Origin of the sequence: Pseudomonas sp. 2848 (genome assembly GCF_003253945.1) — a bacterium.
Classification (GTDB): Bacteria; Pseudomonadota; Gammaproteobacteria; order Pseudomonadales; family Pseudomonadaceae; genus Aquipseudomonas.
Window position 1 is genome coordinate 627,198 of the sequence record NZ_QKZD01000001.1, and the last position, 15,423, is coordinate 642,620.

At 65.9% G+C, this 15,423-nt stretch carries 13 protein-coding genes; 4 read left to right on the forward strand and 9 right to left on the reverse strand.

All coding sequences use genetic code 11. The features are described from left to right. Positions 1-21: 21 nt before the first annotated feature. The 5 genes from DFS21_RS02955 to DFS21_RS02975 form a co-directional block, all read right to left on the reverse strand. The gene (locus tag DFS21_RS02955; protein ID WP_111531779.1) at positions 22-1,266 is read right to left on the reverse strand and encodes an FAD-binding oxidoreductase; all 1,245 of its coding nucleotides are present in this window, start codon (positions 1,264-1,266) and stop codon (positions 22-24) included. A gap of 3 nt (positions 1,267-1,269) precedes the next feature. Next, the gene (locus DFS21_RS02960) at positions 1,270-2,847 is read right to left on the reverse strand and encodes an aldehyde dehydrogenase (NADP(+)) (RefSeq protein ID WP_111531780.1); all 1,578 of its coding nucleotides are present in this window, start codon (positions 2,845-2,847) and stop codon (positions 1,270-1,272) included. Between the two features lie 145 nt (positions 2,848-2,992). Then, entirely contained in the window at positions 2,993-3,940 is a 948-nt protein-coding gene (locus DFS21_RS02965) for a dihydrodipicolinate synthase family protein (RefSeq protein ID WP_111531781.1), read from the reverse strand. Between the two features lie 41 nt (positions 3,941-3,981). Next, positions 3,982-4,908: a 4-hydroxyproline epimerase gene (locus DFS21_RS02970; protein ID WP_102681705.1), complete on the reverse strand. Its 927-nt coding sequence runs from the start codon at positions 4,906-4,908 to the stop codon at positions 3,982-3,984. A 23-nt stretch (positions 4,909-4,931) separates the two neighbouring features. Further along, positions 4,932-6,548 (reverse strand): APC family permease, encoded by a 1,617-nt coding sequence (locus DFS21_RS02975; protein ID WP_111531782.1) that lies wholly within the window; start codon positions 6,546-6,548, stop codon positions 4,932-4,934. Positions 6,549-6,793: 245 nt separating this feature from the next. Between DFS21_RS02975 and DFS21_RS02980 the strand changes: the two genes are divergently transcribed. Together DFS21_RS02980 and DFS21_RS27190 are read left to right on the forward strand one after the other, a co-directional pair. After that, positions 6,794-7,564: an AraC family transcriptional regulator gene (locus DFS21_RS02980; RefSeq protein ID WP_110697919.1), complete on the forward strand. Its 771-nt coding sequence runs from the start codon at positions 6,794-6,796 to the stop codon at positions 7,562-7,564. Between the two features lie 102 nt (positions 7,565-7,666). Continuing rightward, positions 7,667-8,515 carry a phage tail protein gene (locus tag DFS21_RS27190; RefSeq protein ID WP_371926748.1) on the forward strand — a complete coding sequence of 283 codons (849 nt, stop codon included), beginning with the start codon at positions 7,667-7,669 and terminating at the stop codon, positions 8,513-8,515. On the opposite strand, the gene DFS21_RS02990 is transcribed toward DFS21_RS27190, so the two are convergent. Beyond that, positions 8,516-9,403: a LysR family transcriptional regulator gene (locus DFS21_RS02990; RefSeq protein ID WP_111531783.1), complete on the reverse strand. Its 888-nt coding sequence runs from the start codon at positions 9,401-9,403 to the stop codon at positions 8,516-8,518. 182 nt (positions 9,404-9,585) lie between these two features. Between DFS21_RS02990 and moaB the strand changes: the two genes are divergently transcribed. Next, positions 9,586-10,125: a molybdenum cofactor biosynthesis protein B gene (gene moaB / locus DFS21_RS02995; RefSeq protein WP_110697923.1), complete on the forward strand. Its 540-nt coding sequence runs from the start codon at positions 9,586-9,588 to the stop codon at positions 10,123-10,125. Positions 10,126-10,222: 97 nt separating this feature from the next. Here moaB and DFS21_RS03000 read toward each other — a convergent pair whose 3' ends face one another. Further along, positions 10,223-11,122, reverse strand: a complete 900-nt coding sequence (locus DFS21_RS03000; RefSeq protein ID WP_256591222.1) for a bestrophin family protein — start codon at positions 11,120-11,122, stop codon at positions 10,223-10,225. A gap of 21 nt (positions 11,123-11,143) precedes the next feature. Then, positions 11,144-12,148, reverse strand: a complete 1,005-nt coding sequence (moaA, locus tag DFS21_RS03005; RefSeq protein WP_102681711.1) for a GTP 3',8-cyclase MoaA — start codon at positions 12,146-12,148, stop codon at positions 11,144-11,146. Positions 12,149-12,402: 254 nt separating this feature from the next. On the opposite strand from moaA, the gene DFS21_RS03010 reads away from it, so the two are divergent. Further along, entirely contained in the window at positions 12,403-14,730 is a 2,328-nt protein-coding gene (locus tag DFS21_RS03010; protein ID WP_111531784.1) for an FdhF/YdeP family oxidoreductase, read from the forward strand. Positions 14,731-14,849: 119 nt separating this feature from the next. Here the strand turns inward: DFS21_RS03010 and DFS21_RS03015 are convergent, their stop codons facing one another. After that, the gene (locus DFS21_RS03015) at positions 14,850-15,308 is read right to left on the reverse strand and encodes an Lrp/AsnC family transcriptional regulator (protein WP_046856697.1); all 459 of its coding nucleotides are present in this window, start codon (positions 15,306-15,308) and stop codon (positions 14,850-14,852) included. Positions 15,309-15,423 lie beyond the last annotated feature (115 nt).

The window sequence follows — 15,423 nt, forward strand, 5'->3', positions numbered from 1 at the left end:
GCCGCGACGCGGCCCCCCTTTTCAAAAGCGGCTCAATCGGTAGGCGCTGATTTGCGGGCAGTCTTCGCCATTTACCAACCGCCCCATCCATTCCGCCGTCACCGCCGCCTGGGTCAAGCCCAAATGCTGATGCCCGAACGCCAGCAACACCTTGCCATCGGCCACCCGGTCGATCACCGGCAGCGAATCCGGCAACGAAGGCCGGAACCCCATCCACGGCGTCGCCCCCTCGGCATCCAGCTCACGCCGAAACAAACCCTTGCTCAACCTGTGCAGTTGCCACGCCCGCTGCATGCTCGGCGGCGCCTCGAGCCCGGCGAACTCCACCGTGCCGGCCAGGCGCAGGCCGTCGGCCATGGGCGTCATGATGAACTTGCGCTCCAGCGAGGTGACGGCAAACGGCAGGCGCTGGTGCTCCGCCGGCAGCATCAGGTGGTAGCCGCGCTCGGTATCCAGGGGCACCCGCCGACCGGTCAGGGTGGCGGTGAGCTTGGCCGAGTGGGCGCCGGCGCTGATCAACACCTGGCTGGCCTCGAGGGGGCCCTGGTCGCTGGCAAGGCTGACGCCCTGGCCATGCACCCGGCCGCCACTGACCTCGGCGCGCAGAAAGCGTACGCCGCTGGCCCTGGCGGCGCTGAACAGTTCGCAGACCACTTGATAGGGGTCGAGGAAGTGACCGGTACGCGGGAAGAACAGGCCACCCAGGATCGATGGGCTCAACTGCGGCGCCGCCTCGCTCACCGCCTGTGCCGACCACAGGTCCACGGGTACGCCCTGTGCCTGCATGCGGGCGCGCAACGCCGCGAGGGCCTGGCGCGATTCATGGCGTTCGAACACCAGCAGCGACCCGTCTTCCTTGAGCAAGGGGCTGCGGTTGATGGAGGCGAGCAGCCGTTGCCAGGCGCCAAGGCTGTTTTCATTCAACGCCCGAATGCCCGCCACGCTGCGCTGGAACGGCGCCGGGCGCAGGTTCAGCAGCAGCCGGGTGAACCAGGGCAGGGCGCGGGGCAGGTACTTCCAGTCCAGGCGCAGCGGGCCCATGGGGTCCAGCAGCATGGCTGGCAGGCGCTTGAGAATCGACAGGTCGGCGATGGGAAACACCTGCTCGGTGGCCAGGTGCCCGGCGTTGCCATACGAAGCGCCGTGGCCCGGTGCCTGGCGATCGATCAGCAGCACCCGGCGGCCCTGGCGTGCCAGCCGCAGGGCGCAGGCGACGCCGACGATGCCGGCGCCGACCACGGCGATGTCCGTGTCAGTGGCGGTCATGGTTCAGGCTTCCCGCTGGCCATCGAGCAGCCGCCGCAGGTGCAGCGGATTGGCCTGCTGCAATGCACCGGGCAGCAGGGCGTCGGGGAAGTCCTGGTAGCACACCGGGCGCAGGAAGCGCAGGATCGCCGCAGTGCCCACCGAGGTACTGCGGGCGTCCGAGGTGGCCGGGAACGGGCCGCCATGGACCATGGCGTCGCTGACCTCGACCCCAGTCGGCCAACCATTGACCAGGATCCGCCCGGCCTTGCGTTCGAGGGTCGGCAGCAGGCGGCGGGCGCTGTACAGATCGGCCTCGTCCAGGTGCAGGGTAGCGGTCAGTTGGCCTTCCAGATGCTCGGCCACCTGGCGGATTTGCTCATCGTTGTCGCATGCCACCACCAGCGAGGCGGCGCCGAACACTTCGGCTTGCAGTGTAGGGTCGGCCAGAAACGCCTGCGCGGTGGTGACGAACAACTGAGCCTGGCACTGGTTCGGCCCCTGCGCCGGCAGGCCGCTTGCCGTGCACCGGGCGTTTTGGTTCTCGCTCAGCGCTGCCACACCGTCAGCATAGGTATTGGCGATACCCGGGGTGAGCATGGTCTGCGCCGCCGCTTGGCCAACAAGGGCGCTGGCGGCAACCAGGAAGTGTTCGAGGGCCGGCCCCTGTCGGGCGACCACCAGCCCGGGATTGGTACAGAACTGGCCGGCGCCTTGGGTCAGCGAAGTGACAAAGCCTTGCGCCAGGGCTTCGCTGCGCGAGCGCAAGGCGCCATCGAACAGGAACACCGGGTTGATAGCGCTCATTTCGGCATAGACCGGGATCGGCTCCGGGCGCGCCTGGGCCGCCTGGCAAAGGGCGAGGCCACCGCTGCGTGAACCGGTGAAACCGACCGCCTTGATGCGTGGATCAGTGACCAGGCCGATGCCTACTTCACGGCCCGCGCCGTATAACAGGGAAAACACGCCTTCGGGCAATTCGCACTGTGCGACCGCCCGGGCCACGGCCTGGCCAACCAGTTCGCTGGTGCCGGGGTGGGCGCCGTGGGCCTTGACCACCACCGGGCAGCCCGCGGCCAGTGCCGAGGCGGTGTCGCCGCCGGCCACCGAGAAGGCCAGCGGGAAGTTGCTGGCGCCAAACACCGCCACCGGGCCCAGGGCCACCTGGCGTTGGCGCAGGTCCGGACGGGGCAGCGGCTGGCGCTCGGGCAGGGCATTGTCCACGCGCACATCCAGCCACTCACCGGCGCGTACCACCCGGGCGAAGGTGCGCAGCTGGGCGCAGGTGCGGCCGCGCTCACCCAGCAGGCGGGCCTTGGGCAGGCCGGTCTCGGCGTGGGCGCGGTCGATCAGCGCATCGCCCAGTGCTTCGATCTGTTCGGCGATGATTTCGAGAAAACGGGCGCGTTGTTCGAGGGGCGTTTCGCGGTAGGTATCGAATGCCGCCCAGGCCAGGGCGCAGGCCTGAGCCACCTGTTCGCCGCTGGCGCCGGCATAAGCGGGTTCCAGGGCCTGGTCGCTGCTCGGGTCGATGGCGCGGATTGCTTCGCGGTTGCCGGGCACGGCACGCTGGCCGATCAGCAGGTTGCCTGTCAGGGTCATGGGGCGTCCTTTGGGATTGAGTTTGGGAGAAAGCGGGCCGCTGTGCGGCCCATCGCCGGCAAGCCGGCTCCCACAGGTACTGCACAAGGCTTGAAGCTTGTGGGCGCTGGTTTGCTGGCGATGGGGTGCGAGGCGGCTCCTGGAATCAGGCCTGGTTCTGCTCGGCCGACCAGTTGGCGTACCAGCTGCGGAACAGCGCGTACTGCTGCTCGGCATAGTTGCGCTGGGCGTCGCTGAGGGCATCGGTTTCGTTGAAATGCAGGCGGTACTCGGTGTCGCCGTTGAGCACCATCAAGTGCTTGTAGTACAGCACCAGGTCGCAGCCTTCATCGAACGATGACAGCACTGCCAGCGCCGACTCCAGCTCCCGGGCCTGGCGTCGGGCCTTGGCATCGCCCTTGGCGGCGCGTTTGCTCAGACTGACCAGTTGCAGCACTTCACGGGGCAGCGCGTTGCCGATGCCGGTGATGGCGCCGGTGGCGTTGCAGTTGACGAAGCCATGCACCACTTGCGTGTCGACGCCGACCATCAGCGTCACAGCGTCGTCCTGGGAGGTGATGTGCTCGGCGGCGTAGCGCAGGTCGGCGCCACCGCCGAACTCCTTGAAGCCGATCAGGTTCGGGTACTCGCGGCGCAGCTCGAAGAACAGGTCGGCGCGGGTGGCGAAGCCGTAGTAGGGGCTGTTGTAGATCACCGCCGGCAGCTTCGGCGCGGCGGCGAGGATTGCCGAGAAGTGGTGCTTCTGGGCGATCAGCGAGGCGCCGCGGGACAGCACGCGGGGGATGACCATCAGGCCGGCGGCGCCGACCTTGGCGGCGTGGGCGGCATGGGATACGGCTTCGCGGGTGTTCACCGCGCCGGTGCCGACGATGGTCGGGATGCCGGCGGCTACCAGGCGCGCCACGCCTTCCTGGCGCTCGGCCTCGGTCAGCAGCGGCCAGTCGCCCATCGAACCGCAGTACACCACCGCGCTCATGCCGGCGTCGATCAGTTCGCGGCCCTTGCGCACCAGGGCGTTGAAGTCCGGCTTGCGCTCGGCGGTGCAAGGGGTCATCAGGGCGGGCATGGTGCCGGTGAAGATGTTGTCGGTCATTGTTGTCACTCCTGGCGGTATTCAGTGGGAAATGAACGGGGTCAGATGCCCCAGGCGAAGGGATCCTGTTCGTCGATCAGCAGGGTGCTGTCGGCGGTCATGTGGGCGCGGCCGGTGATGAACGGGCGAATGCGTTCGCCGTCGCGTTCGTAACGGCCCTGGAACTGGCTGCCGGTGATGCTGGCCTGGACCCAGGTCTGGCCTTCGGCGAGCTTGCCGTCAGCGGCCAGGCACGCCAGCTTGGCGCTGGTGCCGGTGCCGCAGGGCGAGCGGTCGTAGGCCTTGCCGGGGCACATGACGAAGTTGCGGCTGTCGGCGTTGGTGTCGTCGGCGAACAGCTCGACATGGTCGATCGGGGCGCCGTCCTCGCCGGTGATGCCTTGGGCTTCGAGTGCCTTGAGCAGGGCCCAGGTGTAGTCGGTGAGGGCTTCGCGGTTGTCCAGCTCGATATGCTGGCCGTGGTCGCAGACCAGGAAGAACCAGTTGCCGCCCCAGGCGATGTCGCCGCACACCTGGCCATGCCCTGGCACTTGCACCGCCACCTGACGGCGATAGCGGTAGGACGGCACGTTGCCGACGGTGACGGAACCGTCGTCATGCAAAGTGGCACTGACTTGGCCGACCGGTGTGTCGATCTTATGCACGCCAGGTTCGATCAGGCCGAGGTGGTGCAGCGAAGCCACCAGGCCGATGGTGCCGTGGCCGCACATGTTCAGGTAGCCGGCGTTGTTGAAGAAGATCACCCCGCAGGTCGCGTCGGCCGAGACCGGCGGGCAATGGAGCGCGCCCACCAGTACATCGTTGCCGCGCGGCTCCAGCAGGCAGGCGCGGCGCCAGTGGTCGTGCAGCTCGCGGAGCTCGTCGCGCTGCTCGGCCATGCTATGGCCGTGCAATGGAGGGAAGCCCTTCATCACCAGGCGGGTCGGTTCGCCGCCGGTATGGGAGTCGATGACATGAACCTGTTTCATCAGCGTGTCCAATCTGTAGTGGGTCAGGAGGCGACAGCGGCGGGCTGCTGGCCGGCATGGGGTTCGCTGCTGGCTTCGCTTTCGTCGTCGCCATCGAGGCGCACCAGCCGCGCCGGCACGCCGGTGGCGGCGCCCCAGTAGTAGATGCCCAGGGCACTGGCAGCCACGACCACGGTATCCAGCGGGTGGCCGATCACGCCCAGGCCACCGAAGCTGCCCAGCCAGGAGAGGAAAATGGTCACGGCGTAGAAGCCGATCAGCCAGGCCGACGAGCGCACCTGCTGGCCCAGCGACAGGTGTTCGGTAGGCACGAAGCGCCGGCACAGCAGGTACAGCACGAACATCACGATCTGCAGCGCCAGCAGCCAGGACACGGTGTTCCACCCCGACCAGTAGACGATCAGCGCGGCGATGATGAACGACAGCGGGCCGAGCACGCCCATGCCCTTGACCCGGAACGGCCGGGCCATGTCCGGGGCGCTGCGGCGCAGGGCGGCCACGGACACCGGGGCTACGGCATAGCTCAGCACCAGCGCGGCGGAGACCACGTTGATCAGCGCTTCCCACGACGGGAATGGCAGGGTCCAGAACACTGCCAGGGCGAAGGTCAGCCACAGCGCCGGGCGCGGGATGCCGGACTGCTCGTCGATGCGGGTGAAGTACTTGAAGAAGGTGCCGGTCTGGGCCCAGCCGTAGATCACTCGCGGGGTGGCGTTCATGTAGATGTTGCCGCAGCCGCTGGGCGAGATCACCGCGTCGGCCACCACCAGGTAGGCCAGCCAGCCGACGCCCAGGGCCAGGGCGATGTCACGGTAGGGCAGGGCCAGTTCCTTGGTCACCCCGGCCCAGCCGTTGGCAATCATCTCGGTCGGCACGCTGCCGAGGAACGCCAGTTGCAGCAGGGCATAGATCGCGGTGGACAGCAGCACCGAGAGAATCAGCGCGATAGGGATGGTGCGCTGCGGGTTCTTCACCTCGCTGGCCACCGAGATGATCGGGGTCAGGCCCAGGTAGGCGAAGATGATGCCACCGGCCGACACCGCCATCTCCACCCCGGACAGGCCGAACGGGGCGAAGCCTTGGACCTCGAAGTTCTCCGGCTTGAAGAAGGTGAACAGCACGCCGATCACCAGCAGCGGCACGATGAACTTGAACACGCTGACCAGGTTGTTGGCCTTGGCGAAGGTCTTCACGCTGCGGTAGTTGAGCACGAAGAACAGCCCCAGCAGGGCGAACTGCACCAGCCAGCCGAGCACCGTCGGGTCGCTGGAGCCGCTCTTGGTCAGCGCCGGGAACCAGGCCGCGGCGTACTGGCGCGAGGCGACCACCTCGATGGCGATCAGGCTGGAGAAGGCGATCAGGGTGATGAAACCCATCAGGTAGCCGAGCAGCGGGCCGTGGGAGTACACCGGGTAGCGCACCACGCCGCCGGCCCGTGGCAGGGCGGCGCCGAGCTCGCAGTAGACGATGCCCAGCAGCAGCACGGCGAAACCGCCGAGGAACCAGGAGAGGATGCCGGCCGGCCCGGCGATGGCCGAGACGTGGCTGGCGGCGAACAGCCAGCCCGAGCCGAAGATGGCACCGAGGCCGATGAAGGTGAGGTCCAGCAGTGACAGCTGTTTCTTGAATTTGCCTGACATGGGTGCGCCTTCTTGTAGGTTTTGGATAGGCAGGTCTGATGTCACGATGCGGCGGCATGCGCCGCGTTCTTGTAGGTCATGGGGCGGCTTGCGTGGGGCATAGAGTGGACCGATCGGGGGCTCGGTTCTTGATGGTTTTCTGCAAGGTGAGTGACGAAATCGGCATAGTCGAGAGCAAGTGCTGGCGCCCGGTGGGGGCTGCTGACTAGGCTTGCAGGGCCGCGAGAATCACTAGAGATAACCGCATGCCCGAGCAACCGTTGACTGCGCTGTACCAGCACCTCGACCAGCACCGCCCCGAATCCCTCGAAGCCTTGCTCACCGGTGTGGTCTGGCTGCTGCCGATGCTCGATGTCATCGCCAATGCGGCGATCTTCATCAAGGACGACCAGGCCCGCTATGTGCTGGCCAACCGCACGCTGGTCCAGCGCTGCGGTTTGAAGCACCTGCAACCGCTGCTGGGCAAGACCAGCGCCGAGGTGTTCCCGGCGCGCCTGGGCCCCGGCTACACCGAGCAGGATCGCCGGGTGCTGGAGCAGGGCCAGGTGCTGGAGGACCAGCTGGAGCTGCACCTGTACGGCAGCCGCGAACCGGGCTGGTGCCTGACCCACAAGCGCCCGCTGTACGACGCGACGGGGGCGATCATCGGCCTGGTGGGCATTTCGGTCGACCTGCAGTCAGCCGCCGACACCCACCCGGCCTACCAGCGCCTGGCGGCGGTGGATGCGCATATCCGCGCGCATTTCCACCAGCCGATCAGCATGGGCGAGCTGACGCGCATCGCCGGCATCTCGGTGGCGCAGTTGGAGCGCTACTGCAAGCGGGTGTTCCACCTCACCCCGAGGCAGATGATCCACAAGGCCCGCCTGGAACATGCGCACCAATTGCTGCACAGCGACCTGCCGATCATCGAGGTGGCGCTGCGCTGTGGCTACACCGACCACAGCGCGTTCAGCCGGCAGTTCAGGCAACTGACCGGGTTTACCCCGCGCCAGTATCGGATGGCAACGAATTGAAGGGTGAATGCATTAATGCATTGATTTTCTATGCTTTTATGCATATAGTGGGTTTCCGCGCTCAGTAGCGTGCATAAACTCAATCGATACAGGATGTTCACGATGACAACCGCTTATACCGCCAAGAATTCCCTGCCTTTTGCGGCGCTACCCACTACCGATGGTGTCATTCAATATTTTCGTGCGGCCAGCACCAACGTAGCGGATGCGTCCTATGCTCCCGATGGTCTGGCAGCTGCGCCGATCTACGGCCTCGGTGGCCAGCTGTTGCAAGGTAACGAGATTGTCGCTGGCGGCAACGTGACGCTGGTTTCCTACCTTGGTCCACTGCTCAATCAGGGGGCTCTTTGCTGGATCCTGCTGAGCTGCGAGGGTGGTGCCCAGCAGGTGGCCAATGCCACGCATAGCCAGCATGCCGTGACGCTTGGCCAGATCATCGGTTTCTCTGGAGCTGCACCTGGTGACATCAAGTTCTCCGCAGCCAACGAGGTTCCGGTGGGCTGGCTGAAGGCCGATGGAGCATTGGTGTCTCGCGCCGAGTATGGTGCTCTGTTCGCGGCAATCGGCATCACCTATGGCGCTGGCGATGGTGCCACGACCTTCGGCCTGCCTGACCTACGCGGTGAGTTCATCCGTGGCTTCGATGACGGCCGTGGGGTAGACCAAGGCCGGGCATTCGGTTCCTGGCAGAAGGGCAGCCTCTACCCCTACGACACCACCCAGAACAATGCCAACGGTGTCTGGAGTGCATCTACCACACAGAACGACGGTCCGGCTTCGCAAGTCGCGATGGGCGTGGATGCCTACTCCACCGCCGAGTATTCGACCATTTCGCTGGGTGGGGTCGATGCGAAGGTCAACTATGCATTGCCAGGTCTGTTCGGTGACCGTGGTTACTCCGGGATCACCCGCCCACGCAACATGGCCATGCTCGCATTGATCAAGTGCTGATCAATCGCTGCTGAACAGAGCGCGGGCCTCGTCGAAGCACTGCTCGGCGATGGCCGAGCGTGGCTCGCTACGGCGCAGCAATAGCCCGACCGGGCTGTGGATGCTGGCCTCCTGCACGGGGATGATGCGCATGTGCTGGCTGAGGTCTTCCAGGCCGCAGTCCAGCGGCATGATCGCGCAGCACACGCCGGTGTTGATCGCCTGGATCAGCTGGAAGGTCGAGTCGCTCTCGAGCACGGCATTGGGCGTGAGACCGCGGCTGCGGAAGCTCAGGTCGAGGGACTGGCGGTAGTGCATGCCTTTGCTCAGCAGTCCCAACGGCAGGTCGCCCAGGTCTTCCCAGTGCAGGCTGTCGGCCTCGAACTGGAAGTGCCGGGTGTCGTGCAGCAGGCCCATGGTGGTGATGCTCAGTTCGATCACTTCGAAGAAGCTGGTGTTGACCTGGTCGAGGTAGCAGATGCCCAGGTCGAGCTGGTTGCGGCTCAGGCCGTCGATCACCTGCTCGGAGCTCAGCGACGACAGCTGGAAGTGCAGCTCGGGGTACTTCGCGCGCAGCGGCATCAGCAGTTGCATGGGGTTGAAGCTGGCCAGCGGCACGGTACCCAGGCGCAGGCTGCCGACCACCTGGCCCCGGCAACTGGCGGCCTCGGCCTGCAAGCCATCATGGGCGGCGAGCAGGGTACGGGCCCAGGCCAGGATGCGTTCACCGGCTTCGGTGAAGCCTTCGAAACGCTGGCCGCGCTTGACCAGCACCAGGTCGAGTTCGTCTTCGAGGTTGCGCAGGCGCATGGACAGGGTCGGCTGGGTGATATGGCACAGCGCCGCGGCCTGGCCGAAGTGGCGGGTCTGGTCGAGGGCGATGAGGAACTTGAGCTGTTTGATGTCCATGGTGCGGCCTGGGTTGCGGGGTGGGTAGACCTTAACCAAGAGTGAAGCACCTGGCTAATCATTGCTGACAAATTCACCGACGCCACGATAGAAACCATCGATCATCCGGTACGCGCTATCGATTGGACGCTGCCAGGGCTTCTCTCTAACGTGGCCGCCAAGCCAATCCTGGAGCAAAGGCCATGAGCGTGAAACCGGACGCGGTGTTCGTACCGCTGAACATCGCGGTGCTGACCGTCAGCGACACCCGTACCTTCGAGACCGACACGTCTGGCGAGCTGCTGGCCAGCCGTGCTGTCGGCGTGGGCCACCGCCTGGTGGCGCGCGAGCTGCTCAAGGACGACCTGTACAAGATCCGCGCCCAGGTCGCCACCTGGATCGCCGATGAACAGGTGCAGGTGGTGCTGATCACCGGCGGCACCGGTTTCACTGGCCGTGACAGCACGCCGGAGGCGGTGGACTGCCTGCTGGACAAGCGCATCGACGGGTTCGGCGAGCTGTTCCGCGCATTGTCGATCCTCGATATCGGTACCTCGACTGTACAGAGCCGGGCCTTGGCCGGCATGGCCAACGGCACCCTGGTGTGCTGCCTGCCGGGCTCGACCGGCGCCTGCCGCACGGCATGGGAGGGGATCCTGGCCGAGCAGCTGGATGCGCGGCACCGGCCGTGTAATTTCGTCGCGCACCTGAAGCCGATCGGGGCCTGCGAAAGCCGCGGTTGACCTCAGGGCTCCATCGCGGGGCAAGCCCGCTCCCACGCCGATCTCATATCAGCACACACAGGCTGGCGTGGGAGCGGGCTTGCCCCGCGATGAGACTTCAACTCAATACATGATCCACCGGCACCAACGTCGGTGGCAGTGGCTCATGCCCCAGCGCCGACAGCACATCGCGCTCCAGGGTGCGCACCAGGGCATCGGTCGGCAGGTCGTTCTCGTCGCGCCCGAACGGGTCTTCCAGCTCGTTGCCGATCGCATCCAGCCCGAAGAAGGTGTAGCTGACGATGGTGGTGAACAGCGGCGCCAGCCAGCCCAGCGGTTCGGCCAGGGCGAACGGCAGCAGCAGGCAGAAGATGTAGATGGTGCGGTGCAGCAGCAGGGTGTACGGGAACGGCAGTGGCGTGCCCTTGATCCGTTCGCAGGTGGCCTGCACGTCCGACAGGCCGGCCAGGCGCTGCGCCAGGAGGGTGTAGCGAAACTCGCTGATCTCCCCGCGCTCCGCCAGCCGCGAACAGTGTCCGCCCACCTCGCGCAGGATGCCGTCGCAGACATTGTGCGGCACGATCTGCGCCTGCTCGCCCAGCCAGGGTCGGGCGGCGCCCAGCTCGTCCTCGTTGCGCAGCCGGGCATTGAGGGCATGGGCGAAAGCACAGAGGCTGCGCAGCAGTTCCTCGCGCAGCGCCGCGTCCTTGATCAGCACACTTTCGCGCACGAATGAACGTACCTCGATAATCATCCGCCCCCAGGCCTTGCGGCCTTCCCACCAGCGGTCGTAGCAGGCGTTGTTGCGAAAGCTCATGAAGATCGACAGCGACAGCCCCAACAGGGTGAAGGGCGTGGCGCTGACCGGGTAGAACAGCGCCGGGTAGTGTCGCTCGACCAGCACGATCAGCGCCGCGAGCAAGGTCACCGCCAGGCAGCGCAGGGCGATGCGCTGGACGATCGAGCCTTTGAGGGTGAACAGCACGCGCAGCATGTCGGGGCGTGAGTGGACGATCAAGGCGGTTCCAGAGGCGGCCGATCAGCCGCCGGTCATGTTCATGAAGCGCAGGATCTGCACCTCGCCGCCCACTTCGAAGTGGTGACGGTAGGGCTTGAGCTGCATGGCGTCGCGGATGGCTTTTTCCAGGCGTGCAGTGTCGCCGGGGTGCTGGCGCATGACCTGCTTGAGGTCCACCGAATGTTCGTTGCCCAGGCACAGCAACAGGCGGCCTTCGACGGTCAGGCGCACGCGGTTGCAAGTGGCGCAGAAGTTGTGGCTGTGGGGCGAGATGAAGCCGACCCGGGTGTTGGGCGCCTCGGCCAGGCGCCAGTAGCGCGCCGGCCCCTGGGACGACTCGGCCGACTCGACCAGGGTGAAATGTTCGGCCAGGCGCGCGCGCACGTCGTCGCTGGAACAGAATGACTCGCCGCGCTCGTGCTCGCTGATCACGCCCAGGGGCATCTCTTCGATGAACGAGATATCCAGTTCACGGTCGATGGCGAAACGTACCAGGTCGACGATCTCGTGGTCGTTGCGGCCCTTGAGCACCACCGCGTTGAGCTTGGTGCGGCGAAAGCCCGCGGCGCGCGCGGCGTCGATGCCGGCGATTACCTGCTGGAGGTCGCCGGTGCGGGTGAGGGCGCGGAAGCGCTCGGGGTCGAGGCTGTCGAGGCTGATGTTCAGGCGCGACACGCCGGCGTCGAACAGCGGCTGGGCCAGGCGGCCGAGCTGCGAGCCATTGCTGGTCAGGCACAGTTCGCGCAGGCCGGGCAGGGCGGCGATGCGTCCGCAGAGCTCGACGATGCCCTGGCGTACCAGCGGCTCGCCGCCGGTCAGGCGGATCTTGCGGGTGCCCAGGGCGACGAAGCGCTCGGCGACCTGGTACAGCTCTTCGAGGCTGAGAATCTGCTGGCGCGGCAGGAACTGCATGTCTTCGGCCATGCAATAGACGCAGCGAAAGTCGCAGCGGTCGGTGACCGACATCCGCAGGTAATCGACTTTGCGGTTGAAACCGTCGATCAGGGCCTGGGGGTTCTTTTCCACGTTCGCGCTCGACATTGAAGTGGCAGGGGGCGGCGAAAGGCCGCGGATAAGGTCCAAGCTATAACCTGCGCCCATTGGCGTCAAATTGCTTTCCCCGACCATTCGATCAGTCTCCTCTATCACGGCTGAAGGCCGTGCCGGCCAAGGGCTGTGGTCGGTGATCGAAACGGTTTATCACGCCGTCATTTATTTCGATTGGACGCAGTAGGGGGCGCTTCTTAGGCTGGAAAAAACACCGTGCGGAGAAGCGCAGCATGAGCCAGGACGAACACATCAGGGACTACAAGGGGCCGGCCGCCGGCTGGGGCGCGCTCAAGAGCGTGACCAAGAGCTGGCTGGGCAGCGAGAACGCCTTCAAGAACCTGCGGGCCATGCTCAAGACCAACCAGAACGGTGGCTTCGACTGCCCGGGTTGCGCCTGGGGCGAATCGCCGGAAAGCGACATGGTCAAGTTCTGCGAGAACGGCGCCAAGGCGGTCAACTGGGAGGCCACCGGCCGCTCGGTGGATCCGGCGTTCTTCGCCCGCTACAGCGTCAGTGCGCTGCTCGAGCAGACCGACTACTGGCTTGAGTACCAGGGCCGCATCACCCACCCTATGCGCTACGACGCGGCCACCGATCATTACGTCGAGATCAGCTGGGACGAAGCGTTCGCCCTGGTCGCCCGGCACCTGAACGGCCTCGCGTCGCCGGATGAGGCCGAGTTCTATACCTCGGGCCGGGCCAGCAACGAGGCGGCGTTCCTCTACCAGTTGTTCGTGCGCGCCTACGGCACCAACAATTTCCCCGACTGCTCGAACATGTGCCACGAGGCCAGCGGCGTGGGCATGGCCGAGACCCTCGGTGTGGGCAAGGGCACCGTGGTGTTTCATGACCTGGAGCTGGCCGATGCGATCTTCGTCATTGGCCAGAACCCCGGCACCAACCACCCACGCATGCTCGAACCGCTGCGCGAGGCGGTCAAGCGTGGTGCCCAGGTGGTCTGTTTCAACCCGCTCAAGGAACGCGGGCTCGAGCGCTTCCAGCACCCGCAGCACCCGTTCGAGATGCTCAGCAACGGCTCCGAGCCGACCAACACCGCATACTTCCGCCCGGCGCTGGGTGGCGACATGGCGGCCATGCGCGGCATCGCCAAGTTCCTTCTGCAGTGGGAGCGCGAGGCGCAACTGAACGACGAGCCACCTGTGTTCGACCACGCGTTCATCGCCGAGCACACCAGTGGCGTCGAGGCCTACCTGGCCGTAGTGGACGCCACACCCTGGGAACATATCGTCGAGCAGTCGGGCCTGAACAAGGCCGAGATCGAGCTGGCCGCGCGCATGTACCGCAAGGCCGAGCGGGTGATCATGTGCTGGGCCATGGGCATCACCCAGCACCGCCATTCGGTGCCCACCGTGCAGGAAATCGTCAACCTGCAGCTGCTGCGCGGCAACGTCGGCAAACCCGGCGCCGGCCTGTCGCCGGTGCGTGGCCACAGCAACGTGCAGGGCGACCGCACCATGGGCATCGACGAGAAGCCCAAGGCGGCGCTGCTCGACGCCATCGAGAAACGCTTCCAGTTCAAGGTGCCCCGCGAGCACGGCCATAACGCCGTGCTGGCGATCCAGGCAATGGAAGAAGGGCGGGCCAAGGTGTTCGTCGCCCTGGGCGGCAACTTCGCCCAGGCGACTCCGGACACCCCGCGTACCCACGCGGCGCTGCGCAACTGCGCGCTGACCGTGCAGATCTCCACCAAGCTCAACCGCTCGCACCTGGTCACCGGGCGTGATGCGCTGATCCTGCCGTGCCTGGGCCGCACCGAGATCGACATCCAGGCCGAAGGGCCGCAGGGCGTCACCGTGGAGGACACCTTCAGCATGGTGCATATCTCCCACGGCCAGCTGAAGCCGCGTTCAGTCCTGCTGCGTTCGGAGCCGGCCATCGTCGCCGGCATGGCCAAGGCTACCCTGGGCAATCGGCCCATCGACTGGGACTATGCGATTGCCGACTATGGCCGCATCCGCGGCATGATCGCCGACGTGATTCCCGGCTTCGCCGACTTCAATGCACGCCTGCAGCATCCGGGCGGCTTCCACCTTGGCAACCACGCTGCGGACCGCAACTTCCGCACGGCCACCGGCAAGGCGCGCTTCACCCCGAGCCAGTTGCCGGAGCAACTGGTCAACCCGGCTGTGCTGGCCCGCGGTGACAAGCCGGACCTGATCCTGCAGACCTTGCGCTCCCACGACCAGTACAACACTACGCTGTATGGGCTCGATGACCGTTACCGTGGCGTGTTCGGGCTGCGCGAAGTGGTGTTCGTCAACGAGGCCGATATCCGCCGCCTGGGCTTCGAGCCGGGCGAGCACGTGGATATCGTGTCGTTGTGGGAGGATGGCCTCGAGCGGCGAGTGTCGGGCTTCCGCCTGGTGTCCTATGACGTGCCTGAAGGGCAGGCGGCGGCGTATTACCCGGAGACCAATCCGTTGGTGCCGCTGGAAAGCTACGGCGAGGGGACCTACACACCAACCTCGAAGTTCGTGGCGATCAAGTTGGAGAAGGCGAGGGCGGGGAATCGGATCGAGGCTACCCTGGCTGACTGACAGGGCCGGCCTCATCGCTGGCAAGCCAGCTCCCACAGGGATGTCGTTTGGCTTGAGGTCGACGCCGTCGGGGGGGAGCCGGCTTGCCGGCGATGAGGCCGGTCCTGCCAGAGATCATTTTAGCGTCCCACCGGATACGCCGTGGTGTACTTCATCTGCTCCATGGCAAAACTCGAGGTGATGTTCGACAACCCGTCGGTGCTGGTGATCAGCTTCTTGTAGAAGCGGTCGTAGGCGGCGATGTCGCCTACCACCACCCGCAGCATGTAGTCCCAGTCGCCGGACATGCGATACACCTCCATCACCTCCTCGAACGCCGTCACCGTGGCGGCGAACTGCGCCAGCCAGGCGCTGTCGTGGCGCTGGGTCTTGAGCTGGACGAACACCGTCAGGCCCAGGCCCAGGCGCTCGGGGTCGAGCAGGGCGACGCGGCCGCGGATGTAGCCTTCCTCTTCCAGGCGCTTGACCCGTTTCCAGCACGGCGTGGTGGAGAGGTTGACCGCTTCGGCCAGGTCCTTGAGGGACAGCGAGGCGTCGCGCTGGAGCAGGGTGAGGATGTGCTGGTCGAAACTGTCCATGACGTCGTGTCGCCGATTGCGGGAAAAGTTTTTCGAGAATAGCCGCTCGCAGGGAACGTTGGAACTGTTTCGGCCGCTGCGTCGACAGAAATGTTCTGCTGGCGCCTGGGGGTGG

Excerpts from the sequence above, each read along its gene's own strand:
- DFS21_RS02955 (WP_111531779.1), bottom strand. The coding sequence starts at position 1,266 with ATGACCGCCACTGACACGGACATCGCCGTGGTCGGCGCCGGCATCGTC.
- DFS21_RS02960 (WP_111531780.1), bottom strand. The coding sequence starts at position 2,847 with ATGACCCTGACAGGCAACCTGCTGATCGGCCAGCGTGCCGTGCCCGGC.
- DFS21_RS02965 (WP_111531781.1), bottom strand. The coding sequence starts at position 3,940 with ATGACCGACAACATCTTCACCGGCACCATGCCCGCCCTGATGACCCCT.
- DFS21_RS02970 (WP_102681705.1), bottom strand. The coding sequence starts at position 4,908 with ATGAAACAGGTTCATGTCATCGACTCCCATACCGGCGGCGAACCGACC.
- DFS21_RS02975 (WP_111531782.1), bottom strand. The coding sequence starts at position 6,548 with ATGTCAGGCAAATTCAAGAAACAGCTGTCACTGCTGGACCTCACCTTC.
- DFS21_RS02980 (WP_110697919.1), top strand. The coding sequence starts at position 6,794 with ATGCCCGAGCAACCGTTGACTGCGCTGTACCAGCACCTCGACCAGCAC.
- DFS21_RS27190 (WP_371926748.1), top strand. The coding sequence starts at position 7,667 with ATGACAACCGCTTATACCGCCAAGAATTCCCTGCCTTTTGCGGCGCTA.
- DFS21_RS02990 (WP_111531783.1), bottom strand. The coding sequence starts at position 9,403 with ATGGACATCAAACAGCTCAAGTTCCTCATCGCCCTCGACCAGACCCGC.
- moaB (WP_110697923.1), top strand. The coding sequence starts at position 9,586 with ATGAGCGTGAAACCGGACGCGGTGTTCGTACCGCTGAACATCGCGGTG.
- DFS21_RS03010 (WP_111531784.1), top strand. The coding sequence starts at position 12,403 with ATGAGCCAGGACGAACACATCAGGGACTACAAGGGGCCGGCCGCCGGC.
- DFS21_RS03015 (WP_046856697.1), bottom strand. The coding sequence starts at position 15,308 with ATGGACAGTTTCGACCAGCACATCCTCACCCTGCTCCAGCGCGACGCC.